The organism is Dokdonia sp. Asnod3-C12, assembly GCF_045063975.1.
Lineage (GTDB): Bacteria > Bacteroidota > Bacteroidia > Flavobacteriales > Flavobacteriaceae > Dokdonia.
In genome coordinates, this window is the sequence record NZ_JBEFNY010000003.1 from 3217960 (window position 1) to 3241142 (window position 23183).

Here is a 23183-nt window from a genome sequence, read left to right on the forward strand (position 1 = left end):
TATACCTTTGATTTTCTTTAAGATGCGTTTTAACTTATTTTTTAACAATTTTAAAAATAGTGCTCGTTTTTGTGTTTTCTACCTTCAAAAAATACATTCCCGTAGGCAAAACACTGTAGTCTACGGTTGAGTTTCCGCTTTGTTGGAGGGAGGTAATCACTTCTTGACCTAATACATTATATACACTAGTCGTATATGAAGCTAGTGATGTGCGTATATTGAGATGATTCGAAACTGGGTTTGGAAATATCTCAAAAGCTTTTGAAAATTGTTCACTATCTACGTGTAATTGCTCACCAGAGATTATAGAGAATGATAAGTCGTCAACATAAAAACCATCACGTGTTACCGCGCCATCTGTGCGCAAACTAAACCTTGCCTTAATAGTTTCTCCTAGATAATCACTTAAATTAATTTCTTCTAGTATCCAATCATCTTGAACACCGTCGTATAGAGGTTCTCCTAGAGGTTGAATATTTGTACCAGTACTTGTGTAATTACCGCACTGCGGCTCCCAGGTGGCTCCGTTATCTTTAGAAATCTCAAATTGTACATAATCCCAAGTATCTTCTATGTTCCATCTTGCATGGTAGCTTACCGTAGCCGTAGTTGCTTCTGTGAGATCTAAAAACTGTGTGAGTTCTATGGTACTATTAATATTGTCACTATAATTACCAGAAGGCGAATCGGTTATTGAAGAGGAAGGAGATACAAAGCTTGCACTCGTGGTTCCCCAGCTTGTAGATTCAAAATCTGTGAGCGAATTTCCATCTGTATAAAATATCTGTGTTGTACTACCGTATATTTTACTAATGCGAACTTCTCTTTCAAAAAGACCATTGTCTATTATTAAATTAAATTCAATAGCGTCGCCCACTTCAACGTTTGTAGATAGGGAATAAGCAATACTTCCTGATTGAGTTTCTAATGGTGTTAAATTTGATAATGTAACTGGCGCTCCCTGGTCAATAATATTAGAAGATATGGGAGAAAAAGTGATAGTAAAGTCTCCTGTACTTTCTACAGAAAACCTTTTTACATCAAAAGAAGTTGATAGAGTAGTAGACTCCCCAATAAATGAAGGTGAGGTCTCTTCTAGTACGCCGTAGTTACCTGCCATTTGTGCAGCCGTAATATTAAGGAACATCATATTTTGTGAAGTACTTACTATTGTACTTGCAGGCGGCCAGAATGAGGTTCCTATTTCTGGGGTGAAAGCAAAAATTTTATCATGAGTTCCCACGGTCCCATACATGAAATCGTCACTGTCTCCAGCAAAAGGAAAATCATTAAGTGCGTTGTAACCATTCATTGAGGTAAGTGCTCCTCCAATTCCTTGAAACAAATCATCATCAGGAGTGTCCACATCTGCATAGCCAAAAGGATAATATACTAACTCGCCAAAAGAATGATTATTAAGAGCAATCACAAAATCATGCTGCTCAACAAACCATTTTACTGCTTGCGTCTCTACTTCAGAAAATGGACCCGAACCATGATAAGTCTCGTTATTTGTATTTGATGAAGACCCAGGACCGCCCCAACTACCATCGTTAGGATTACCATTAATATGGTAGTCATAGTTGCGATTATTATCGACTCCATGTCCATTCTTTCTATTTTTACGCCATAGTCCGCCACCCTCGGGATCTGTTAGCTCATTATATAAGTAACCATCTGGGTTTATAACTGGTATAAAATAGAGTTCTGTGTTATTTACAATGGCTCGTACCTCATCATTAGTATCGTAATTTTCAAGTAAATACCACATATAGTACACCAGCTGTATGAGGGACATAGGCTCCCTAGCGTGATGTATAGATGTATAGAGTACTTCTGGCTCAGCTTCATCATTGTTAGGATTGTCGCTTATTTTTAACCAGTAAATAGGATTTCCTCCTATGGACGGCGTGACACCATCATCTGTTAGGCCTTCCGTAAGAAAGTTACTTATAGGAGCTCTCGCAGTTATTAAGTCTGGATATTGTCCAGCCATGTCATCAAGTTCATCGAGTAGTTCTTGATACGTCAAGTAGCCACCCATAGATCCTAGATTAAAGTTTGCAGGAGTTTCATAAGCAACAGCATCACTAGAGCTACAAGCTACATTGCGAGTGGCAATGGTGGATCGTGTTGATTGTTCTTTATAGGTTTTCTGTATATCTCCTTCAATTGTTTCGAATTGAAAACCTGCATTTCTAATTTTTTCTAGCTCTTGTAATGAAAAGTCTGAGATGATAAAAGTCCCATCTTTATGTATTCCGTGGTCTGCGGCAACACCAGTTTGGTTTAATAGTGCAAGCGTTTTTGTTTGATTTAAAAATACTTTTACACGTTTATATTGTGGCGTCTCTTGTTGCGCTTTCGCGAAAGCGTAACAGAAAAATATACAAACAATAATTAGTAGTTTTTTAAAGAGCATAAAAGTGTCTTACTTGGTTGAATACGTGCAACTAAAGATAAAACAAGCTGCAATCAAATTATCCTACCTAGTCGGTAATATATAAATAGTATTACAAATTATATACTCGTTGAGAGTATTATGTAACTCAATTACAATATTTTATAAAAAAAATGCCTCACTTAGTGATAAGTGAGGCATTCTGTAATTAGAAGTATATAATATTATGAGTTTTTCTCAACCCAATTTCTTGCGTTTACAAAGGCTTCAACCCAAGGAGTCACCTCGTCGTTGCTTCCAGCAGGGTAGTGCGCCCAGTTCCATGGGAATGTAGATCGCTCGATATGCGGCATCGTTGCAAGGTGACGACCTGTAGTATCACAAATCATCGCTGTATTAAAGTCTGATCCGTTAGGATTTGCAGGATATCCTTCATAACCATAGGTCGCTACGATATCATAAGCACTTGCTCCCATAGGTAAATCAAATCTACCTTCACCATGAGAAATCCATACGCCTAAAGTAGTTCCAGCGAGCGTAGATAGCATCACACTGTTATTTTCTTCAATCTTTACAGAAGTAAAGTTGCTCTCGTGCTTGCGGCTATTATTGTGTTTTAATTTAGCTAATTTCTCGTGATCTGGATTTATAAGATCAAGTTCTAAGAAAAGTTGGGCACCATTACAGATACCAACAGAGAGTGTGTCTTCACGTGCAAAAAAGTTTTTAATCGCTTTATTTGCTTTCTCATTATATTTTATGGCTCCAGCCCATCCTTTGGCAGAACCTAATACATCACTGTTAGAAAATCCTCCTACAGCTCCAAGAAACTGAATATCTTCTAGTGTTTCACGTCCAGAGATTAAATCTGTCATATGTACATCCTTTACATCAAAACCTGCGAGGTACATCGCATTTGCCATCTCACGCTCAGAGTTACTTCCTTTTTCACGTAAGATTGCAGCTTTAGGTCTAGCTTTGCTAGTGTCTAATACTGGTTTTTTTCCTGTAAAGTTTACAGGGAACGTATATTGTAATGGTTGTACTTTATAATTGTCAAAACGATCTTTTGCAAGACCATTTGCCGTTTGTTTATTATCTAGTAAATAAGAAGTCTTAAACCAAGTATCGCGCAGCGATGCAATGTTAAGACCTAATTCTACGCCACTATTTTTGATTGTAAGCTCTGCAGTGGTGGTTACCGTTCCTATTTTAAAGAAAGTAACGCCGTTTTCAGTAAGTGTTTTTTCAACAGATGCATCTGCTTGGAAAACTAATCCTGCATTTTCAGAAAAAAGTAACTTGATAAGATCTTGTTCTCCAAGTGCAGTCAGGTCTAGGTTTGCACCTAAGTTTACATCTGCAAAACAAAGTTCAAGTAGGGTAGTGATAAGTCCGCCACTAGCGATATCATGACCAGCTTGAATTTTATCATCTTTAATAAGTTGTTGTATGGTGTTAAACGCTTTCGCGAAAGCGCTATCACTCACAACACTTGGCGCTTCATTACCAATAGCGTGACACACTTGTGCAAAACTAGATCCTCCTAGTTTATGAGTATCTCCAGACATATTAATGTAATAAATAGCACCACCGTCTTTTTGAAGAACAGGCTCTACTACTTTATTTATGTCATTACAATTTCCAGCTGCCGAAATAACGACAGTCCCAGGAGCAATTACATCTCCATCTGGATATTTTTGTTTCATTGAGAGACTATCCTTACCGGTAGGAACATTAATCCCAAGATTGATTGCCATTGCAGATATTGCCTCTACAGCTTTATAAAGTCTAGCATCTTCTCCTTCATTTTTACAAGGCCACATCCAGTTTGCCGAAAGGCTTACAGACTGTAAACCATCTTTAAGAGGTGCCCATACTATGTTTGTAAGTGCTTCTGCAATACTGTTTTTACTTCCTGCTACAGGATCAATAAGACCAGAAACTGGAGAATGTCCTATAGAAGTAGCAATCCCTTCTGTACTCTTATAATCAAGTGCCATCACACCCACATTGTTAAGTGGTATTTGTAACGGTCCGACACATTGTTGTTTTGCAACACGACCACCTACACAGCGATCTACTTTGTTAGTAAGCCAGTCTTTACAAGCCACAGCTTCTAGTTGCAATACTTGCTCTAGATAATCGTGGAAATGCTCAAGTTGATATTCTGGGTTTTTATAATTACGAACAACTGTTTTGTCTGTCATTATAGTTTTTGGAGAGCTCCCAAACATATCGTCTAGGTGCAAGTCCATAGGACTCAAACCTGTCGTTTTACTTTTAAAAGTAAAACGGTGATCATTTGTAACATCTCCTACTTGATACATAGGTGAGCGTTCACGATCTGCAATGCGTTGTAGCATATCGATATCTTTCTCTCCTATCACAAGTCCCATACGTTCTTGCGACTCGTTTCCTATAATTTCCTTTGCAGATAGGGTAGGGTCACCTACAGGTAATTTATCAAGATCGATAAGACCTCCAGTATCTTCTACAAGTTCAGAAAGACAATTAAGATGCCCTCCAGCACCGTGATCGTGTATAGATACGATTGGGTTTAAATCACTCTCAACCATACCACGTACTGCATTTGCAGCACGTTTTTGCATTTCTGGGTTAGAACGTTGTACCGCATTAAGCTCGATTCCAGAGTCAAAAGCTCCAGTATCTGCACTTGAAACTGCAGCACCACCCATTCCTATTCTATAATTCTCTCCTCCTAAGATCACAATTTTGTCACCTTCTTGTGGAGTATCTTTAAGTGCTTGCTCACGTTTACCGTAACCAATACCACCAGCTTGCATAATTACTTTGTCATACCCAAGACGCTGACCGTCTTCTTGATGCTCAAAAGTAAGAACCGATCCTACGATTAAAGGCTGTCCAAATTTGTTTCCAAAGTCTGAAGCACCATTTGAAGCTTTAATTAGAAGGTCTATCGGGTTTTGATAAAGCCATTTGCGAGCATCCATTCCATGCTCCCAAGGACGTTCTTCTTCAAGTCTAGAATAAGGAGTCATATACACAGCTGTTCCAGCAAGTGGAAGTGATCCCTTACCACCAGCAAGTCTATCACGTATTTCTCCCCCAGAACCAGTAGCAGCTCCGTTAAAAGGCTCTACGGTAGTTGGGAAGTTGTGTGTTTCTGCTTTTAAAGAAATAACAGAGTCAAAGTCCTTTTCTGTATAGAAATCTGGCTTATCTGCAGTGTCTGGTGCAAACTGTGTTACTCTAGGTCCTTCTATAAAAGCAACATTATCTTTATATGCAGAAACTATTGTTCCTGGAGTTGCTTTTGAGGTTTCCTTTATTAATTTGAATAGGGAAGAAGGCATCTCTTCTCCATCTATAACAAAAGTTCCATTAAAGATTTTGTGACGACAGTGCTCCGAGTTGACTTGGCTAAAACCAAAAACCTCAGAGTCTGTAAGTGGTCTGCCTATTTTGGCAGCAACACCATCAAGGTAAGCAACCTCTTCATCGCTTAACGATAAACCTTCTTGCTCATTATATGCGGCAATGTCTTCTATAGATAAAATAGGTTCTGGAGTAACGTTAACCGTAAAAATATCTTGATTTAAAGCTGCGTACTCTTGAGAGATCATAGGATCATAATCAGGAGTGTTTTCTGTAACCACGCCTGTAGCATCTTCTATAGATGGAAAAGGATTCGTGTTAACTTGTTGTGATGAAGAGTCCGCTTTCGCGAAAGCGTGAAACTCCTCTATCCTTATAATATTTGAAATTCCCATATTCTGGGTAATCTCAACAGCATTAGTACTCCACGGAGTAATCATAGCGGCTCGTGGTCCAATAAAAAAAGCGTCAATATGAGACGCTTCAATTTTATGAGAGTTGCCGAAAAGCCATACCAGCTTTGCGGTATCATCTTGTGTAAATGCTTGTGTACTTTGTACTGCGTAAACAGTGCCTTGAGGGTTTCCAAAGAAGTGGATCATCCGATTGGTTTTGTTGCGTTGTTTAAGGAAGTAAATTTACTACAATATTTATTGATATTATAGGTAGGATAATATCTCTTTGTCTTGTTCTTATAATGAGTTATTAACTATTGTAAATAACTAGCAATACACTATCTTTAATGAAAACCCTAGATTATGAAGAACAAACTACTTATTCTTTTACTAATTACATTTTCTACTTATCTAACTGCGCAGGAGTTATTACCTCCTACAGAAATTAGTAAAGGAAATTTTATTGGTAAAACAGCAGCTTTAAGAGATATACCAGTGATTGCTGCAAATAGATCCCAAGGAGTTTCAGAGATTACTATTGTTCCTAATAATCTACGAGGAAATCAGAAGGTTAATGATCAAGCGTTACCGCTGGGTGCAGATCCTATTGCGCAGTTTACAACTGGACAATTTATGATGCTAGAGACTGAAGCCAACTTTGGTGGAGGAAACTCTTCACAATCTAATGCTACACCACCAGATCCTTCTGGAGCGGTGGGGCCTAATCATTACGTACAAGGAGTAAATAGTGTCATTAATATATATGATAAGCAAGGAACACTACTTGCAGGACCTACAGCATTAGGGAATTTTCTAGGAAACGGGCAAAATGAAGGAGATCCGATTGTTATGTATGACCAACTAGCAGATCGCTTTTTTGTTAGTCAGTTTCAAACCTCTAATGTTGCTAGTTTAAATAATATTCTTGTAATAGGTGTTTCAGAAACTCCAGACCCTACAGGTGCTTACTTCTTATATCAATTTCAGTTAGATGCCTTTCCAGACTATCCACATTATGCAGTGTGGCCAGACGCATATTACTTAACGGCAAATAAAAATCAAGGAAATACAACCTATGCATTAGATAGAGCAGCAATGCTCGCTGGAGAAGAAAACCCAACTTTAGTTGGTTTTAATCTTCCAGGAATTACCCGTAATCCGGGAACTGTTTTTAGTCCAGAGCCAGCAAACCTTACGGGATTCTCATTTCCTGAAGATGCTCCAGGTTATATTGTTTATTTACAAGACGACGGCTGGGGTGGAGCTATTACAGAAGATCACTTGAAAGTATGGGAGCTAGATGTAAATTTTGACGAACCTAGTAGTTCAACAGTATCAATGCCTTTAGAAATTCCTGTTGCTCCATTTGATTCTGTGTTTGCAGAGTTTGGAGAGGGAGATCTGGCACAGCCTGGTTCTTCTCGAAAAATAGATATGATAGGAGGTGTTATTTCTTATGCTGCAAACTATAGAAGTTTTGAAGATCATAATTCATGGCTTATCACATTTAATGTAGATGTAGACGGAAATGATAGATCAGGAATACGCTGGACAGAGTTGCGTAACAGTGATACAGAACCATGGAGTGTTTTCCAGCAAGGAACTTATGCTCCTGAGGATGGAAAAAGTCGTTTTATGGGAAGTGGTGCAATGGATGCTCAAGGGAACATAGGACTAGCCTTTAATATAGGAAGCGCTAGTGATTTTATCGGAATCAGTTATACAGGGCGTTTTGATGGTGATACTGCTGGTGAGATGACACTGGGTGAAGCTATCATTATACAAGGTTCTGGAATACAAACTTTTACTAATCGTTTTGGAGATTACTCACATTTAACAATGGATCCAAATGACTTTTCTTTTTGGCATACGGCAGAATATTTCTCGGCAACCAATTTTTGGGATACGCAAATAGCTTCTTTTAGGTTATCTGATGGATTTACTAGTGACGTAGGTGTAATTGCTATCGACTCACCAGTAGATGGAATCCTAACAAGTACAGAAACGGTTCAAGTTACCGTAAGGAACTTTGGAACAGACCCACAAGTAGCTATTCCAATTTCTTTATCCCTGGATGGAGTGGTGATAGCAAATGAGGTAATTGCAGGACCAATTGCTCCAAACTCTAACAGCTCTTATGAATTTATAGCCACAGCAGATTTGTCCATACAAGGACAATCTTATGTAATAGCTGCGGAGACTAGTCTCGTAACAGATCAAGCTCCAGTAAATAATGATGCTGTAAAAACAGTAACGCACTTATATGAAAATGATCTTGGAGTATTAAGTATCACGGCTCCAGAGTCGGCTGGAGGTTTATCTCAAGAAACAGTGATTATACGTATAAAGAATTTTGGCGCCATAGCGCAGTCAGATTTTGAAGTACAGTACAGTACAAACGGAGGAACTCCCGTAGTAGAAACATTTACTGGCGCCATCGCTCCTGGAGCGATTGAGGAATTCTCATTTACAGGACAAGCAGATATCTCAGCATTTACTACGTATCAGTTAGAAGCTAGAACTAATAGCGTGGGTGATCAAGATCCTACAAATGATATTGCAACTACAGAAGTAGTCAACTCTTGTATGCCTAGAGCGACAGAGCCTAATGGTAATGGATGCCAGGCAGACGGAATTAAGCAATTTATATTAAACACCATCAATGTAGATGATGGTGGTGATGGGTGTAATACAGAGCCTTCAAACGGGCCTCAAGGTTATGCAGATCGTACAGATCTTGAGACGACACTAAGTAATGTAGCTGGTCAAAATGAATACGTACTTCAAGCGCGTCATAATTATGATGCAGGAGCAGGTATCGAAGTGCTCTCGGTATGGATTGATTTTAATGATAATTTCATTTTTGAAGAGTCAGAACAATTGATTCAAGGCGTTCCTTTCCCAGGAGCAAATACGCTAGATAGTTTTGATCTGATAATTCCACTAGATGCACCTTTGGGAAGTCATATATTACGAGCAAAGGCCATCGATGGAGGAGAGCCCGGTGATATTAATAATCCTTGTTCAGATTTCCGTTTTGGGGAAGTGCAGGATTATACGGTTACTATAGATGATACATTAAACATTGATGATTTCCTAGAAGGGACTACAGACTTAGTCATTACATCAGTAGGAGAGAATCAATTTGATGTGCAATTGCCAACAGATTATGATGGTAAAGTGTATGTAGGTGTTTCTAATCTTCTAGGGCAGCAATTAACATATAAAGCAATAGCTAGAGGTAATGATGGTTTTAGAGTATTATTGAACTTAGCTAACCTCTCTTCAGGAGTATATATAGTAACAGTAAATGATCAAACGGGCAGATTTACTAAAACTAAGAAGATTATAGTGCAGTAGATTTTAATTCTTAGATTAGATTTATTCACATAAAAAAAGCCTTATTATCAATCGATAATAAGGCTTTTTCATTAAGTATAATCTCAGAACTCTTCTTTGATAAATAAGAGTAGTGTTGAGGTGTTTTTTATTGCTTTCGCGAAAGCAATGCCATGTAAAATCCGTCGTAACCAGTTTTTGCAGGGCTTACTGTTTCTTCTTTATCAAGTTGAAACTTCTGACCTTGTTCTGTGGCTAGGAAGGCCTGCACTTGCTCTTGATTCTCTCTAGGTAAGATAGAACAAGTAGCATAAAGCATTTTTCCATCTTCCTTAACGATTTTACTATAGCTTTCTAGTAATTCTGCTTGTCTTTGTACAACCTTATCTATAAATTCTGGCTGTAATTTCCATTTTAGATCAGGATTACGTTTAATAGTTCCTAGGCCTGTACATGGCGCATCGATCAATACGCGGTCTGCCGTATTATATAGTTTCTTAAAAATCTTTGTTGAGGTGATTTCTCTAGTCTCAATATTATGCGCTCCAGCACGCTTAGATCTTCTTTTAAGTTCCTTAAGTTTACCTTCATAGATATCCATGGCGATAATCTGCCCTTTGTTTTCCATCAAGGCTGCTAGGTGTAGTGTTTTTCCTCCAGCACCTGCGCAAGTATCTACTACGCGCATTCCTGGTTTTACATCAAGCATACGTGCCACTTTTTGAGATGAGGCATCTTGCACTTCAAAGAAACCGTTCTTGAAAGCTTCTGTGGTAAATACATTCTTACGCTCTACAAGCTCTACGGCATCTGGATACCCATCTAATAATCGAGTATCTATATCTTGATCTGCAAGGGTATTTCTTAAATCTTTTGGAGTAGTTTTTAGCGTATTTGCTCTAAGTACAACTTGTGCTTGTGTATTTAAAGCTGCAAGTTCTAAAGCCCATTTTTTACCAAGTGCTTTCTCTCCCATCTCATCCATCCAGTCCGGAATAGACTCCTTGTACTTTCTGATTTTTGAAAGTTCGTCAAAACGTCCTTTTATTCTACGCGTAGGTATAGGTTCCATTTGTTTCCAGTCTGGAACTTCAATACCTCTTAATGTAGCCCAAACAGCAAATAACCTAAATAAATTAGGTCTACTATATGGTGCTTTTACTTCTGCAATTTCTGAGTATAATCGTTGCCAGCGCACGATATCGTAAACTGTCTCTGCAATGAAACCGCGATCACGGGATCCCCATCTTTTGTCAAATTTGAGAACCTTTCTTAAAACCTTATCAGCTTGTTCTCCGTCATTAAATATCATCCCTAGTGCATCAACTGCGGCAAAGACTAAATTTCTGTGTAATTTCATACTTTATTTTGAGGGTGTAAAGGTATTGGTTCTTTAGGTAATAGTGCTATTTTTACTAAAATTTTGACAATGCGTTTTCTATCTACTTTTTTCATTTTATTTCTTCTTATTACATCTTGTAAGGATGTAAAAACCAATGACCAATCTCCTGCTGTTGAGGATGCTCAAGTTTTCACGAAAGTGGATATCGAATTTTTACATCAGGACAGTACAAGCATACGTGCTCTAGAAGTAGCTCACGATGCAGTGATGTATGCAGGTAGCGACGGTCACTATGGTATTTATGAGATGAATCTTGATAAAACCAAGTCTACAGATGCTGCGATGGCTTCACAGTTTAAGGAAACTAATAAAGGTAGAATAGACTTTTTGGGTAAAAACCCAGCTTTTAGAAGTATAGCTAGTACGAGCAAGGCTTTTTACATACTCTCTATTGAAAACCCAGCATTGTTATATCGTTATGATAGAACAAGCAAAGAGGTTTCATTAGTATATACAGAGCAACAAGATGGTGTTTTTTATGATGCTATGACTTTCTGGAATGAGGAAGAGGGAATCGCGATAGGGGATTCTGTAAACGGTTGTTTATCTATTATTGTTACAAGGGATGGTGGTGCTACTTGGGGAAAGCTAGATTGTGGATCATTGCCTAATCAACTAGAAAAAGAAGGAGCTTTTGCTGCTAGTAATACTAATATTAAAACCATAGGTGACGAGACATGGATTATTACCGGTGGCGGTACGTCTAGAATATACTACTCTGCAAATAAAGGGTTTTCTTGGAGTATTTATAACGTTCCAGTAGCTCAAGGAAAAGATACTCAAGGTGCTTATACCATGGATTTTTATGACAATAAAACAGGTATTATATACGGAGGTGATTATACTACACCAGAAGATAATATTGACAATATAGCCATGACAAGCGACGGTGGTAAGTCATGGATAGTTACAGCTTCTGGTAAAAATGATGGCTATAAAAGTTGTGTTCAGTATGTTCCTAACTCTAATGGAAAAGAAATCATTGCAGCTGGATTTACAGGTATCTCATATTCTAGCGACTCAGGTGCTTCATGGAAACAATTATCTGACGCGCCTTTCTTGACTGTAAGATTTGCAAATGATTCTACAGCTTATGCGGGAGGAAAAAACGCCCTAGCAAGGCTTAATTTTAAAAGGTAAGAGAGTTATTATGGTTCTCTGTGATCGCGCTTTCCATCTTTATCACCACGAAGTTTGTGTAATAAATCACGTCTAAAATCTCCTTCGGCTTTGAGAAGGATAAGTGTCTTTTTATAAGAGAGCTTATTTTTTAAACTCACAAACAATGCTTTTCTAGCATCAAGTTTTTGTTGCTCAAAAGACTGAATGTTGTCAAGCGTGTTTTTTGCACTGCTTTCATCCATAGTATCAAACTGATCTCTGGTTTCCTTAAGTACTTTACGTTCTCTGCTATAAATCTCAGACATGCGCTCACCATAGGTATTGTAAATAGGCCAAAACACTTGTGCTTGGTCTGGAGTAAGCGATAGCTTTTCTGTTATATAAGCAACCTTAAGTGCTTGTATTCTTTCTTTTTTTGAATTTCTATCTTCCTCTTGACCTACTGCAGTCGCAGTGATCATGATGGTAACTATAAATGTTATAAGTAGTCTCATAATTTAATCTAAGTAAAAGTGGTAGCTATCTGTGCGATCATCTAGATAGTCTATAATAACTGATTCGTCTAAGGCAATATCGTTGTGAAGCGCATCAATGTCATCATCAGATAACCAATCTGCAAATTCTATTTGTTCAAGATCACCTGCTTCGCCATCAAGATATTCTGCAATAGCAATACTCTCGATTCCCGCCGTTGTGTCTAATTGTGACCAAACAATACTTACTAAGAGTAGGAGGGCAGCCGCAACTCCCGCAATGGAATAGTAATAGCTTTTAAGAGATATTACTTTAGTAGCAGTTTTTTGAGCTGGTGTGCTTTCTTCTTCTAGCTTTCGCGAAAGCGTAGCAAGCATTTCATTTTTAGAGTTCTCAAAATATCCATCAGGGATATCATAGCGCTCATTACTTGAGCTAGATAATGATACTTCTAAAGTGATATTATCAAGAATTACTTCTCGACTAGTGTCGAAATAATCTTGAGGAACTTTAAAACCTCTTTTAGACGGTATGTTGTTTGTTGTTTTCACGGTTCTATAAATAAGACTCTTAAAAAGTCAAAAGGTTTAATCTGCTTGTAATATGGCGGTTACTTTTTTTGTAGCGATATGGTAAGAGCTTTTGAGAGCTCCTACAGAAGTGCCGAGTATTTCACTCATATCTTCATACTTCATATCTTGATGGTACTTCATCTGGAAGACTAGCTGTTGCTTTTCTGGTAATTGCGCTATTGCTTTTTCTAACGCTAGCTGTATATCGTCACCATTAAAATAGACATCACTCTCTAGGTTCTCTACAATACGCGTTTGAAGCTCTTCATTTGAAATTTGTAAATGTCGAGCACGTTTCTTTAAAAACGTTAGCGATTCATTAGTAGCAATTCTGTATAACCAGGTATAGAGCTTACTATCTTCTTTGAAGTTTTTAATACCCTTATATACTTTAATAAAGACATTCTGCAGCACATCATCTGCGTCTTCATGATTTTTTACAATCCCTCGTATATGCCAATACAATGGCTTTTGATATTTATCAAGTAACATAGCAAATGATCCATTATTGGGATCTTGCTGTAATGCGAGTATGAGGTCTTGCTCTTCTATGAGATACGTTTTAACTAACTATAAGACTTCTAATGTACTCAAAGGTTTAATCCAGATGACAATCTGTAGTCTTAATTGGCAGATATTAACATGTAGATACTATAAATATCGATAAAATGCATTTAATTACGATTAAATACACAAATAGCTTGTGGGATTGAATTAAGGGTTTTATATTTGAATCATCATTAAAAGATGGTCAATTAGAATCCCCAATTCATAAGTTGATTTTACAATAGTTTTTAGTGTCTAGGCCCCAAAGCTAGCATTAATATCTAACCTACTTAACCTAAAAAAGCCCGTAAAAACGGGCTTTTTTTATGTTGTAATGTAGTTAAGGAGATTACCCTAAGTACTTCATTAAGATTTTACTTTTAGAAGTGTGACGCAATCTCTTGATAGCTTTCTCTCTAATCTGGCGTACACGCTCACGGCTTAGATCAAAAATATCTCCTATCTCTTGAAGCGTCATAGCTGGTTGATTACCTAAACCGTAGTTTAAACGTACAACCTCTGCTTCTTTCTCTGTAAGTGTGTCTAGTGCTCTGTTGATCTCAATACTTAAAGACTCCTGCATAAGCTCTCTATCTGGACGAGGTGACTCGCTAGAACTTAAAACGTCATATAAGTTGTTATCATTTTCACCTTCGGCAAAAGGAGCATCCATACTTAAACTACGACTTACGTTTTTAAGTGAGATTTTTACTTTTTCTTCAGATATGTCAAGATACTTTGCAATTTCTCCAGAGGTAGGCTTACGCTCGTGTACCTGCTGTAAGTAAACCATTGCTTTGTTAATCTTACTTATCTCACCAATTTTATTGAGAGGAAGACGTACCGTACGTGCATGCTCTGCAATAGCTTGTAAGATAGATTGTCTAATCCACCATACGGCATATGAGATAAATTTGAAACCTCTAGTTTCATCAAAACGTTTTGCTGCTTTTACAAGCCCAACATTTCCTTCGTTAATTAAATCAGAAAGGGATAAACCTTGATTTTGATATTGTTTTGCAACAGATATTACAAAACGAAGATTTGCTCTTGTAAGAGCGTCTAGTGCTCTCTCATCTCCTTTTTGAATACGTTGTGCTAACTCAACCTCTTCTTCGGCAGTAATTAAATCAATCTTGCTCACATCCTGAAGGTAGTTGTTCAGGGATTTCGTCTCTCTATTAGTAACCTGCTTGGTGATTTTGAGTTGTCTCATGTATTGTCTTTGTATTAAGTGAGTATTACCCCATTATAACCTAAATGATTCATAAAAGCAAGTATTTAACTAAAACTGTTAAAAAATATGCGCTAAACCCAGTAAAACCGAGACTAGTAAAAATTACGTTATGATAATTTTAAGATATGATAAAGTTATAATAAAGAATAAACTCTATTATTGAGTATATATAACGTACAAAGGTAAGATTTGTTACATTTAACTCATAATTATAGCGCATGAAAATACAACAGCAACTCATTATTCTTTTCATTTTCAGCATTTTCATAAATTCTTGCGATCAAAAGGAATCTACTGTGGGTACTGCTGCGATCAAGAATAATGTCATTATCTCAACAGATAGCGAGACAGCGTTTAATGAAAATTATGCCCATATCGTGTATTTTTGGTTTAAAGACCCTACCAACGAGGAGGATAAGCAACTTTTTGAAAAGTCCCTGCGCACTTTCTTGGATAGTTCGTTGTATGCAAAAACACAGTTTATAGGTACAGCCCCTAGAGCAACAAGGGAAGTTGTAGATGATAGTTTTACTTATAATCTAGTGCTGAGTTTTGCATCAGCTGAGGATCAGCAGGCGTATCAAGATGAGGCTGCACATAAAAAGTTTATTAAAGAATGCGCTCATCTTTGGGAAAAAGTAATAGTGTATGACGCCACGAGCATAAGATAATTACCCCATAGTTACAGCTTTCAAATATAATGACGGTGGTGAGTTACGCTTTCGCGAAAGCGCAATTATAACTAGTTTTGTGCTATGTCAAAAGAACAAAATAAAAAGAGTAAAGTAACTATAACATCTGCATTTAAAACCATTATCTGGCCACGACGAAAGCTAGTATTTATTGGACTCATTCTTATCGTAATAGGTCGTCTAGCGAGTCTCGTGTTGCCATGGAAATCAAAAGCTCTACTAGATGACATTATCCCTAATAAGGACATGGCTGCACTATACGATTTATTGTGGCTCGTGGGGGTTGCGCTTCTTATACAAGCCATCACATCATTCTTACTTACACGTATATTGAGTGTGCAAGCACAGTATCTCATCTCAGAACTTAGAGCTCAGGTACAGAAAAAAGTATTGTCATTACCTATTAGTTTTTTTGATAACACAAAATCTGGAGCCCTCGTATCACGCATCATGAGTGATGTAGAAGGTGTGCGTAATCTTATAGGTACAGGATTAGTACAGCTGGTGGGAGGGACCATTACTGCCGTTATATCCTTAGTGCTATTGATACGTATTAATGCGTTAATGACGTTGTTTGTGTTCTTACCAGTAGCCATTTTTGGGTATGTTGCCTTACGTGCTTTCAAGTATATCCGTCCAATTTTTAGAAATAGAGGTAAAATCAATGCCGAAGTAAAAGGAAGACTCACCGAGACACTATCAGGTGTACGAGTAATTAAGGGTTTTGGAGCAGAGGAACAAGAAAATAAATCTTTTGAAGAAGGTGTTGATAGATTATTCCAAAACGTTAAGAAAAGTCTTACTGCCACTGCAGTGATGTCTAGTAGTTCTACATTTTTACTTGGTTTAGCATCTGTGGGAATTATGGGTATAGGTGGCTATTTTATGATACAAGGAGAGATGACTACGGGAGAATTTCTGTTTTTTACACTCTTGCTAGGTTTTATGATTGCACCTATCGTACAAATGAGTAATATAGGGAGCCAACTTACAGAGGCGCTAGCAGGATTAGACCGTACGGAAGAATTAATGAATATGACACCTGAGGATGAAATAGGCAATCGTGACATAGAACTAGAAAATTTTAAAGGAGATATAAAATTTGAAAATGTATCCTTCTCTTATGAAAAAGGAAAAGAAGTGATACATAATATTTCCTTTGAAGCAAAAGCAGGAACGACGGTAGCACTTGTAGGTAGCTCTGGTTCTGGAAAGTCTACTATTGCAGGATTATCTGCTACATTCTTAAATCCTCAACAAGGAGTGGTGTCTGTAGATGGTCAAGATTTATCAAGAGTAAAGTTACCTAGTTTTAGAAAGCATTTAGGAGTTGTATTGCAAGATGAATTTCTATTTGAGGGAACCATAAGGGACAATATAATGTTCCCTAGACCTGATGCCTCAGAAGAGCGATTACAGGAAGCGGTAAAGGCTGGTTATGTAAATGAGTTTACAGACCGTTTTGAAGACGGACTTGATACACTTATAGGTGAGCGAGGTGTAAAACTATCTGGCGGGCAGCGACAGCGTATTACCATTGCTAGAGCAATACTTGCTGCTCCTAAAGTGATTATACTAGATGAGGCAACCTCAAATCTAGACACCGAAAGCGAAGCGCTTATTCAAAAGTCGTTATCACAACTTGTAAAGGATAGAACGACTATTGTTATTGCTCACAGGCTTAGTACTATAAAAAAGGCTGACCAAATCTTAGTGATAGAAGATGGCCGCATCGCAGAGCAGGGAACTCATGATGAACTTATAGATAAAGAAGGAAGGTATTTTGACTTATACACGTATCAAGCTAAGATTTAGTGATTTTTTAAATAGCTAGTAATAAAACAATGCACTATACTATGTTTACAGTCTAAGTACTACGAGAAAACTACCCATTCTTAATCGTAGGCATATTTTTTAAGCATATCAATAGTAGTATACTCTAGTGCTTTTTGATCTGTGGCAGCCAACTTTACCAGTGGCGCTACCCCAGCTTTTTCTGCTTCTAGCCATCTTAAAATACACAAACACCATCCATCGCCAGGTTTAAGTCCAGGGAAATTCCACTGAGGAATAGGAGTAGAGAGATCATTTCCTTTTGACTTTGTATACGTGAGAAACTGCTCTGTCATAATAGCACAAACTACATGAGTACCTTGATCTATGCCAGCAGTCCTACAGTATCCATCTCTAAAATACCCTGTCATAGGATCACTGCAACAACCTATCAATGATGAGCCTAATATATTTAATGCGGGTGTGCTGTTGTCATTCATGATTTTGCTTATATTTTGTTAAGTAAAGGTCTTAAATCTTAATCTCTTGGTAAATTTCATGATAGAAATTAATATTTATTGTGAAATGAAGCCTTTACATATCTTAAAATCTTAATTTTAAATAAAAAAAACACATGGAATATTTATCGATTGTTTTAAAATGTATTGTTGGTTTAAGCATTCTTAATGTTTGGCTATTGCGTAAAGGACAATCTTCACCTTGGAGAGGAGGAAATGCAAACTCTTTAAAAGAAGAATTTGCTCATTATGGATTATCAGAAACAGCGATGAAAGCGGTAGGAACCATTAAGTGTTTACTTGCTGTGGGGCTTCTAGTTTCTATTTTTGTACCAGTTTTAGAATTTTATAGTGCTTTAGGTATTGCGGTGATGATGGTAGGAGCAATTGCAATGCACTTGAAAGTAGGGGATGCTTTAAAAAAGTCTTTTCCTGCATTTCTGTTTTTAGCACTTTCAGTATTGATTATTCTTATCTAAGGAAAATCAGATAATAAGCTAGATAAGCATTGAGCACAAAGAATACAAAGGATGGCAAAGCGGCTATAAAGGTATCTTTTATCTTAAGGCGAACACCCCATCCTAATAACATTAGTAGTGAAATCCCCATCAGGGCTGCAATTTGTAACGGCTTGTAGAAGTATCCTATTAAGACCCCTAGTCCACCTATAATTTGCGCGACGCCAGTAATTTTTCGTTGTAGTTTAGATAGTCCAAAACGCTCAAATTCGGCGGTCATAAAATTGGAAGACAAACAACTCACACCGTAATAAAGGAATGAAAAGCCTATTAACCCTATAAGTACTGTATGTGCTATTGTCATTTAATAAAGATATACTAATTGTAAAGTTAACTTCCAGATAAACAAAAAGCGACCGTTTGGTCGCTTTTTATCATTTATTGTAAATGGTTACTTTATATACTGATCACTTTGCTCTTCAAGATTCTCTTTTGATTCTCCACCTTGACTATATAACATGTTTTCCTCGTCTTTAATTCGGTTTGTTGTGTTCTTGCTAGCGGCACTACGTCCTGGTACATCTAGATCTTTTCCAGAAAAATCAACTTTTTCTACTCTATTAGTTAACGCAACATCATCTCCACCATCTTGACGAATATTGCTTTCGATATCTTGTCCTAATACTTTAAGATCTTCACTCGTAATATCAGAGTTGTATGATGTATCCTTTTGGTCTTCCTTTAACTTATTATTGGTATTTGCTTGTGCTTTCATATCTTTTGTTTTTTATAAAGTTAAGAAGATATCATAGTTATAAAATGGGCTTTAACCCATTGATAAGAAAAGGATAACAAATGGTGTTAAATACAAGTCATAGTGGGGTGTGTACATAATTACGCTTTCGCGAAAGCTAAAAAATCACATTATTTTTTGTATCTTTACAATTATTCACGAATACCTTATCAAAAGGTAGGTTACACAGTTCAAAAATCTTTTACAGACTTAATTGTTTTTAAACTGCGTAAACGTGAGCGTTACGGGATATTCTTGTAACGACTTCATTTAATACGAGAAAAGAGTTAATGGCTAGACCACAAGAAACCTTTGGTAAAAAAGAACGAGAAAAGAAAAGGCTTAAGAAAGCTGAAGATAAGCGCAAGAAAAAAGCAGCGCGAAAAGAAAGCGGAGAAAAAGCAAATGAGTTTGTATACGTAAACCACTTAGGACAATTAGTAGATACTCCACCAGATCCAGCTTTGAAGGAAGAGGTAGATGTAGAAGATATTGTTTTAGGGATTCCTAAGAAAGTTGAAGGTGATGAGCCAGATCCTATTAGAACTGGTTTTGTAGAATTTTTTGACTCTTCAAAAGGTTTTGGATTTATCAAAGATGCCGATACACCAGAAAAGTACTTTGTACACATTTCTGAAGTACGCGATGGTGAACTTAAAGAAGGCAATAAAGTGTCTTACGAAATAGAAAGAGGACAAAAAGGAATGAACGCAGTACGCGTGAGTAAAGTTGCTTAAAGCAACTCCTTTACCTCAATAACTTGTCTAGGCTCCAGACCCATTAGGGTTTGTGAGCCTATTCTTATTCTTACAAGTCTCAGTGTAGGGAATCCTACAGCACTCGTCATCTTACGTACTTGTCTAAATTTCCCCTCTGTAATAGTTACAGATATCCATGGTGTAGGACCATGACGAGCATCTCTTATTTTCTTAGAACGTTCTGGCAGCGTAGGAACCTCAATTAATCGTCTTACTTTACATGGTTTTGTTTGATATTTCTTACCGTCAAAGCCAATCTCGACTCCAGAGGCCATTTGTTCAATAGCATCGTCCGTAATCATACCATCTACTTGAACATAATATTCCTTTTCAATACCTGATCGATTAATGGTATCTGAGAGTTTACCATCTGTTGTCATGAGTAGTAATCCCTCAGATTTTTCATCAAGACGCCCTATAGCCATTGTGCCTTCAGGAAAATCATATAACTCGCTCAAAAACTTCTTCTTTCTAGCCTGACGCGCATCATTACTAAGCAGCTGACTAATAAAACCATAAGGTTTGAATAATTTGAAGTGAGTATGGCTCATATCTAATTAAAGGAAGAGTAAAATAAATAAAGTTGGTTGTTAAGAAGCGTATTGTTTTTTACTACTCTTTAAATCTCCATGCTAAAAATCTTGATTTCTTATTACCTTGAGACATATCTACTGTTTTATGTTCAGCATTAAGCTTTTCAAGTTGCTTTTTGATTTTAGGAAGGTGTTCGCTTTTTGAAACTAAAGTTGTAAACCAACCTACTTGTGATTTAAAGCTTACACTTTCCTTCACCATGCGCTTAATAAATAGTGCTTCTCCACCATTACACCAAAGCTCGTTAGATTGTCCAGCAAAGTTACGTTCAACTTCTTTGAGTTTAAGCCCTTTTGATTTCTCTTTAGTTGCTTTAAAAGCATCCTTTTCAGAGCTGTAGAAAGGAGGGTTACACATTGTAAAATCGTAATGCTCCCCAGGTAAAATCGCTCCTGTAAAAATATTAGCACGATCTTGTTGATAGGTAGCTGTTAAGAATCCTTTGAGATGCGTATTTTTCTCAAGGATTGTATTTGCATTTCTAATAGCCTTTGCATCGATATCAACTCCTTTCATTTTCCAATTAAAAACAGATCCTGCTAGAAGTGGGTATACAAAGTTTGCACCAGTACCTATATCAAGGCCGTGAGCATCTTCTTTTCCTATAAAATCATTCAGATAATGTAGATAATCTACGCGCCCTGGGATTGCTGGGCACAAATATCCTTCAGGAATTTCATACCAGTTTAGAGAATAATCGCTTAATAAAATAGCACGATTGAGTTCTAAAACCGCTTTAGGATTTGTAAAATCTATTGTTTGAATTCCGCGGTCTGTTTCTAGAACATAAGGAGCAAGCTCTTTATTTGCTTTTCTAAGCTGTTTAAAAAGATAAGGACCTATATTTTTATTATTTGGATGCATAGCTAGATAATTAGTAACGCCCTGATTATATGTTATCACGGCAGTTTATTAGCCACTTTATACCTAATTAATATATAAAGTGATTAACGGTGCAAAATTACCAATTATACTTTCCTTAGTAAGAGAAGCAAGCCTTTTTCTTTGGGTAGGAAAAAGTATCTGTTTACACTAACTTTCCTCTATATGCTAGTGAGATCATATTATGTGATAAAAGTAAGTTCTTGTCCTTCACGTAAGATGAGAGATAAGATATGACCAGTTTTCTTTGATCTGTTGTAAGATGCTTATATGCTGGCTTAGCAATCTGAGTATCCCACTTTGTACCTATTACATTATCTAGCGCAATGCGTAGATAGCAATGATTTTGAAAATTAAGATCTGGATAATGACTTACTAATAGTTCAGGTATTTCAAGGTAATAGGTTTTAAAATCTAAGGCTGTGTCCATAATTAAGCAGAAATAGCAAGTGATACAATATGCGGATTTTTATGTCTACGTAAATAACTTCTCAATATAATGTCTGTATGATACGTACTTTTTTTAGGTAATAAATGTGAGGCTACTTCATCAAAATGACTCACTTGCTCTGTCTCAGGTACAAAGCCAAAACCTTTATAAACACCTTTGTCTATGTATATGAACGCTGTTTCATCTTCGGTGCGACCGTCTTCCTTTATAATGTAACTCTCATTTTCTGCATCAAAGGATTGCAATGCCTCACGAACGCGGAGATTATAATCAGACACAGATTCATTATCACTACAGATACCTTTACAATTTTTTAAACTGTAATGTGAGCACTCATCAAAGGTTGCTTGAAGTCCGCAAAAACGTGGGCATAATTCATGCATCTCACAAAGCTCCATGAGCCGCTCTGTGGCTTTGGCTCTAGTAAATACTTTTTGAGTAGCTGTGTGTCTATATTTTGTCTTGGCTACCGCGAGCTGTATGATACCTTTTCTATTCTCATAAGATATAATAGAGTAGGTGCTTGTGGGTATTTTTTGAGCTCTATTGAACTTTGGGAAATATTGCTGGATATATTCAGATTCTAGTAATAGTGCGCAAAGTTCATTTCCAGTAACTTCATAATCTATTTGATAGGTTTCTTGACCTAATAAATATTCCTTATTCTTTTTATCGTAAAAATGTGAGAGGACTCTCTTTTTTATATTAATTGCCTTGCCCACATAAATCACTTTACCCGCGCGATCTTTAAATAAGTATATCCCAGCAGTTTCTGGTAATTCTTGAATAATGCGTGATGGTAAATGTGGTGGGAGCGTGGCTTCTTTAGAGCGAACGTTGAGAAAGGAACTCATTACTTTGCCATCCTCATCGAGGGTGAGTAATCGCTTAAAGAGAATTACAGTAGCATCTGTATCTCCTTCGGCTCTGTGGCGATTATTAAGAGGAATTCCTATAGAGGCGCAAAGATTACCCAACGAGTAGCTGAATAGACTAGGTATAAGCTTTCGCGAAAGCCTAACCGTACAAAGTTTCTTTCGAGTAAATGAGTGACCGAGTCGCTTGAACTCGCTACGTAACACATTAAAATCAAAAGTGACATTATGTGCTACAAATATGGCCCCTGAGGATATCTCAATAATTCGATCTGCGATTTCATTAAACAGTGGTGCATCTGCCACCATGGCGTCATCTATACCCGTAAGATTGGTAATAAATGGCGGAATGTATTGTTCAGGATTTACTAGTGAAGTAAATTTATCTACTACCTCACCATCTTTAAGGCGTACCGCACATATTTCTGTGATACGATTGCCATTAATTCCTTTTCCCGTAGTTTCTACGTCTATAACACAATGATATGTAGGCTCTGTCTCATTCATAAATGAGTTACAAAGTTACTCTTTATTTTGAGAT

The 23183-nt window shown here is 37.1% G+C and carries 20 protein-coding genes; 6 read left to right on the top strand and 14 right to left on the bottom strand.

Annotation, left to right across the window (positions count from 1 at the left end):
* Positions 1 to 34 precede the first annotated feature (34 nt).
* Complete coding sequence (locus tag ACJJVW_RS14480) at positions 35 to 2422, bottom strand: M14 family zinc carboxypeptidase (protein ID WP_405252785.1); 2388 nt, start codon at positions 2420 to 2422, stop codon at positions 35 to 37.
* A gap of 203 nt (positions 2423 to 2625) precedes the next feature.
* Positions 2626 to 6363, bottom strand: a complete 3738-nt coding sequence (gene purL, locus ACJJVW_RS14485; protein WP_405252787.1) for a phosphoribosylformylglycinamidine synthase — start codon at positions 6361 to 6363, stop codon at positions 2626 to 2628.
* Positions 6364 to 6519: 156 nt separating this feature from the next.
* Between purL and ACJJVW_RS14490 the strand changes: the two genes are divergently transcribed.
* A complete protein-coding gene (locus ACJJVW_RS14490; protein ID WP_405252789.1) occupies positions 6520 to 9516 on the top strand; it encodes a GEVED domain-containing protein in 2997 nt (998 codons plus the stop codon).
* 127 nt (positions 9517 to 9643) lie between these two features.
* On the opposite strand, the gene ACJJVW_RS14495 is transcribed toward ACJJVW_RS14490, so the two are convergent.
* Entirely contained in the window at positions 9644 to 10855 is a 1212-nt protein-coding gene (locus tag ACJJVW_RS14495; protein ID WP_298324947.1) for an RsmB/NOP family class I SAM-dependent RNA methyltransferase, read from the bottom strand.
* A 69-nt stretch (positions 10856 to 10924) separates the two neighbouring features.
* On the opposite strand from ACJJVW_RS14495, the gene ACJJVW_RS14500 reads away from it, so the two are divergent.
* On the top strand, positions 10925 to 12037 hold the full coding sequence (locus tag ACJJVW_RS14500) for a WD40/YVTN/BNR-like repeat-containing protein (RefSeq protein ID WP_405252791.1): 1113 nt from the start codon (positions 10925 to 10927) through the stop codon (positions 12035 to 12037).
* An 8-nt stretch (positions 12038 to 12045) separates the two neighbouring features.
* Here ACJJVW_RS14500 and ACJJVW_RS14505 read toward each other — a convergent pair whose 3' ends face one another.
* The 4 genes from ACJJVW_RS14505 to ACJJVW_RS14520 form a co-directional block, all read right to left on the bottom strand.
* The gene (locus ACJJVW_RS14505; protein WP_339844551.1) at positions 12046 to 12513 is read right to left on the bottom strand and encodes a hypothetical protein; all 468 of its coding nucleotides are present in this window, start codon (positions 12511 to 12513) and stop codon (positions 12046 to 12048) included.
* A gap of 3 nt (positions 12514 to 12516) precedes the next feature.
* Positions 12517 to 13044, bottom strand: a complete 528-nt coding sequence (locus ACJJVW_RS14510; RefSeq protein ID WP_405252793.1) for a hypothetical protein — start codon at positions 13042 to 13044, stop codon at positions 12517 to 12519.
* A gap of 36 nt (positions 13045 to 13080) precedes the next feature.
* Positions 13081 to 13557 (bottom strand): RNA polymerase sigma factor, encoded by a 477-nt coding sequence (locus ACJJVW_RS14515; protein WP_298324956.1) that lies wholly within the window; start codon positions 13555 to 13557, stop codon positions 13081 to 13083.
* A 403-nt stretch (positions 13558 to 13960) separates the two neighbouring features.
* The gene (locus ACJJVW_RS14520) at positions 13961 to 14827 is read right to left on the bottom strand and encodes an RNA polymerase sigma factor RpoD/SigA (RefSeq protein ID WP_013752207.1); all 867 of its coding nucleotides are present in this window, start codon (positions 14825 to 14827) and stop codon (positions 13961 to 13963) included.
* Between the two features lie 239 nt (positions 14828 to 15066).
* On the opposite strand from ACJJVW_RS14520, the gene ACJJVW_RS14525 reads away from it, so the two are divergent.
* A complete protein-coding gene (locus tag ACJJVW_RS14525) occupies positions 15067 to 15519 on the top strand; it encodes a Dabb family protein (protein ID WP_405252795.1) in 453 nt (150 codons plus the stop codon).
* A gap of 84 nt (positions 15520 to 15603) precedes the next feature.
* On the top strand, positions 15604 to 17355 hold the full coding sequence (locus ACJJVW_RS14530; protein ID WP_405252797.1) for an ABC transporter ATP-binding protein: 1752 nt from the start codon (positions 15604 to 15606) through the stop codon (positions 17353 to 17355).
* A gap of 80 nt (positions 17356 to 17435) precedes the next feature.
* Here ACJJVW_RS14530 and ACJJVW_RS14535 read toward each other — a convergent pair whose 3' ends face one another.
* Positions 17436 to 17813 carry a DUF2237 family protein gene (locus ACJJVW_RS14535; protein ID WP_405252799.1) on the bottom strand — a complete coding sequence of 126 codons (378 nt, stop codon included), beginning with the start codon at positions 17811 to 17813 and terminating at the stop codon, positions 17436 to 17438.
* A 134-nt stretch (positions 17814 to 17947) separates the two neighbouring features.
* Between ACJJVW_RS14535 and ACJJVW_RS14540 the strand changes: the two genes are divergently transcribed.
* Positions 17948 to 18310: a DoxX family protein gene (locus tag ACJJVW_RS14540; protein ID WP_013752203.1), complete on the top strand. Its 363-nt coding sequence runs from the start codon at positions 17948 to 17950 to the stop codon at positions 18308 to 18310.
* Here ACJJVW_RS14540 and ACJJVW_RS14545 read toward each other — a convergent pair.
* The gene (locus ACJJVW_RS14545; RefSeq protein ID WP_108878793.1) at positions 18303 to 18653 is read right to left on the bottom strand and encodes a DoxX family protein; all 351 of its coding nucleotides are present in this window, start codon (positions 18651 to 18653) and stop codon (positions 18303 to 18305) included. The two genes, ACJJVW_RS14540 and ACJJVW_RS14545, sit on opposite strands and share 8 nt — an antisense overlap.
* Before the next feature lie 87 nt (positions 18654 to 18740).
* Positions 18741 to 19064 (bottom strand): hypothetical protein, encoded by a 324-nt coding sequence (locus tag ACJJVW_RS14550; RefSeq protein ID WP_405224798.1) that lies wholly within the window; start codon positions 19062 to 19064, stop codon positions 18741 to 18743.
* Between the two features lie 308 nt (positions 19065 to 19372).
* On the opposite strand from ACJJVW_RS14550, the gene ACJJVW_RS14555 reads away from it, so the two are divergent.
* The gene (locus tag ACJJVW_RS14555) at positions 19373 to 19819 is read left to right on the top strand and encodes a cold-shock protein (protein WP_013752200.1); all 447 of its coding nucleotides are present in this window, start codon (positions 19373 to 19375) and stop codon (positions 19817 to 19819) included.
* Here the strand turns inward: ACJJVW_RS14555 and ACJJVW_RS14560 are convergent.
* The 4 genes from ACJJVW_RS14560 to ACJJVW_RS14575 form a co-directional block, all read right to left on the bottom strand.
* Positions 19816 to 20391, bottom strand: coding sequence for a pseudouridine synthase (locus ACJJVW_RS14560; protein ID WP_405252802.1), 576 nt, complete (start codon positions 20389 to 20391; stop codon positions 19816 to 19818). The genes ACJJVW_RS14555 and ACJJVW_RS14560 overlap by 4 nt on opposite strands.
* Positions 20392 to 20452: 61 nt before the next feature.
* Positions 20453 to 21337 (bottom strand): 23S rRNA (adenine(1618)-N(6))-methyltransferase RlmF, encoded by an 885-nt coding sequence (rlmF, locus tag ACJJVW_RS14565; RefSeq protein WP_405252804.1) that lies wholly within the window; start codon positions 21335 to 21337, stop codon positions 20453 to 20455.
* 124 nt (positions 21338 to 21461) lie between these two features.
* The gene (locus ACJJVW_RS14570) at positions 21462 to 21746 is read right to left on the bottom strand and encodes a hypothetical protein (RefSeq protein ID WP_013752197.1); all 285 of its coding nucleotides are present in this window, start codon (positions 21744 to 21746) and stop codon (positions 21462 to 21464) included.
* A 2-nt stretch (positions 21747 to 21748) separates the two neighbouring features.
* Entirely contained in the window at positions 21749 to 23149 is a 1401-nt protein-coding gene (locus ACJJVW_RS14575; RefSeq protein WP_405252806.1) for an exonuclease domain-containing protein, read from the bottom strand.
* Between the last annotated feature and the right edge of the window lie 34 nt (positions 23150 to 23183).

Excerpts from the sequence above, each read along its gene's own strand:
- ACJJVW_RS14480 (WP_405252785.1), bottom strand. The coding sequence starts at position 2,422 with ATGCTCTTTAAAAAACTACTAATTATTGTTTGTATATTTTTCTGTTAC.
- purL (WP_405252787.1), bottom strand. The coding sequence starts at position 6,363 with ATGATCCACTTCTTTGGAAACCCTCAAGGCACTGTTTACGCAGTACAA.
- ACJJVW_RS14490 (WP_405252789.1), top strand. The coding sequence starts at position 6,520 with ATGAAGAACAAACTACTTATTCTTTTACTAATTACATTTTCTACTTAT.
- ACJJVW_RS14495 (WP_298324947.1), bottom strand. The coding sequence starts at position 10,855 with ATGAAATTACACAGAAATTTAGTCTTTGCCGCAGTTGATGCACTAGGG.
- ACJJVW_RS14500 (WP_405252791.1), top strand. The coding sequence starts at position 10,925 with ATGCGTTTTCTATCTACTTTTTTCATTTTATTTCTTCTTATTACATCT.
- ACJJVW_RS14505 (WP_339844551.1), bottom strand. The coding sequence starts at position 12,513 with ATGAGACTACTTATAACATTTATAGTTACCATCATGATCACTGCGACT.
- ACJJVW_RS14515 (WP_298324956.1), bottom strand. The coding sequence starts at position 13,557 with ATGTTACTTGATAAATATCAAAAGCCATTGTATTGGCATATACGAGGG.
- ACJJVW_RS14520 (WP_013752207.1), bottom strand. The coding sequence starts at position 14,827 with ATGAGACAACTCAAAATCACCAAGCAGGTTACTAATAGAGAGACGAAA.
- ACJJVW_RS14525 (WP_405252795.1), top strand. The coding sequence starts at position 15,067 with ATGAAAATACAACAGCAACTCATTATTCTTTTCATTTTCAGCATTTTC.
- ACJJVW_RS14530 (WP_405252797.1), top strand. The coding sequence starts at position 15,604 with ATGTCAAAAGAACAAAATAAAAAGAGTAAAGTAACTATAACATCTGCA.
- ACJJVW_RS14535 (WP_405252799.1), bottom strand. The coding sequence starts at position 17,813 with ATGAATGACAACAGCACACCCGCATTAAATATATTAGGCTCATCATTG.
- ACJJVW_RS14540 (WP_013752203.1), top strand. The coding sequence starts at position 17,948 with ATGGAATATTTATCGATTGTTTTAAAATGTATTGTTGGTTTAAGCATT.
- ACJJVW_RS14545 (WP_108878793.1), bottom strand. The coding sequence starts at position 18,653 with ATGACAATAGCACATACAGTACTTATAGGGTTAATAGGCTTTTCATTC.
- ACJJVW_RS14550 (WP_405224798.1), bottom strand. The coding sequence starts at position 19,064 with ATGAAAGCACAAGCAAATACCAATAATAAGTTAAAGGAAGACCAAAAG.
- ACJJVW_RS14555 (WP_013752200.1), top strand. The coding sequence starts at position 19,373 with ATGGCTAGACCACAAGAAACCTTTGGTAAAAAAGAACGAGAAAAGAAA.
- ACJJVW_RS14560 (WP_405252802.1), bottom strand. The coding sequence starts at position 20,391 with ATGAGCCATACTCACTTCAAATTATTCAAACCTTATGGTTTTATTAGT.
- ACJJVW_RS14570 (WP_013752197.1), bottom strand. The coding sequence starts at position 21,746 with ATGGACACAGCCTTAGATTTTAAAACCTATTACCTTGAAATACCTGAA.
- ACJJVW_RS14575 (WP_405252806.1), bottom strand. The coding sequence starts at position 23,149 with ATGAATGAGACAGAGCCTACATATCATTGTGTTATAGACGTAGAAACT.